Source organism: Helicobacter sp. MIT 00-7814, assembly GCF_003364115.1.
In the GTDB taxonomy this organism is placed as follows: domain Bacteria; phylum Campylobacterota; class Campylobacteria; order Campylobacterales; family Helicobacteraceae; genus Helicobacter_F.
Genome location: NZ_NXLL01000068.1, coordinates 1 through 863, shown reverse-complemented (window position 1 = coordinate 863; position 863 = coordinate 1). Strand labels below are relative to the sequence as shown.

Genomic DNA, 863 nt, shown 5'->3' with positions numbered 1-863 from the left:
TATCCAGTATTAATCACCGTTTCCAGTGGCTATCCCAGACTATGAGGCATGTTATCTATGCATTACTCACCCGTGCGCCACTAATCCACTTCTAGCAAGCTAGAAGCTTCATCGTTCGACTTGCATGTATTAGGCACGCCGCCAGCGTTCACTCTGAGCCAGGATCAAACTCTCCATAAAAAATTCGTCGTCTCTTTGGCTAGTTTTTAGGAGTGCTGCATTCGTTTCACTGCGACGCACCATAAGTGCGTCTCATTCACTCATTGCATCACAACCTAAAAACTTTTCCAAAGATACTTAGAATTTGCAATTAAAGTATTTAAATTCTTTAACAGAATCTAAAAATACTAAAAAGCAAGCTAATGCTTAGCTTTAAGAATCTTAAAAGTTAAAAATAACTTAGATTCTCTTTTTGGATTATTTGTCCTAATCTCTTAGTTTCACTCTTAAATCACAAACTTTTTTGCTTAAAAGCCCAAAGTTATAAAATGAGAATAGATTTACTAAGAAACAAGAATTGAAAAACTTGATAAAAAGTTACTTCAGTTTTCACTTCTTTATTTCTTGCTTAGATTTCAAAGATCATTACCCAAAATATTAAGGTTATATAACACTTAAACTTTGAAGTAAAAGAACACCAAAAACTACTTGTGTTTCCTTAAATATTTAATATTTAGTCAAAACTTAATGTTTAACCAAAATAAATCTTTAGCCTAAAGACTAAAGCCCAAAAATTCAGTCAAAAATCCCCTTAAGTATTCTTAAGTGGGTATCAATGAAGTTAAAATATTTGGGAAAAAAGGAAGCCAAATGAATTTGGGAAACGCAATATTACAAATGGAAGGCTTAAAGTTGGCTTATAG

The 863-nt window shown here is 32.6% G+C and carries 1 rRNA gene; it reads right to left on the bottom strand.

Annotation, left to right across the window (positions count from 1 at the left end):
* A 16S ribosomal RNA gene (locus CQA49_RS09780) occupies positions 1–180 on the bottom strand; the annotation flags it as partial.
* Positions 181–863: the final 683 nt, after the last annotated feature.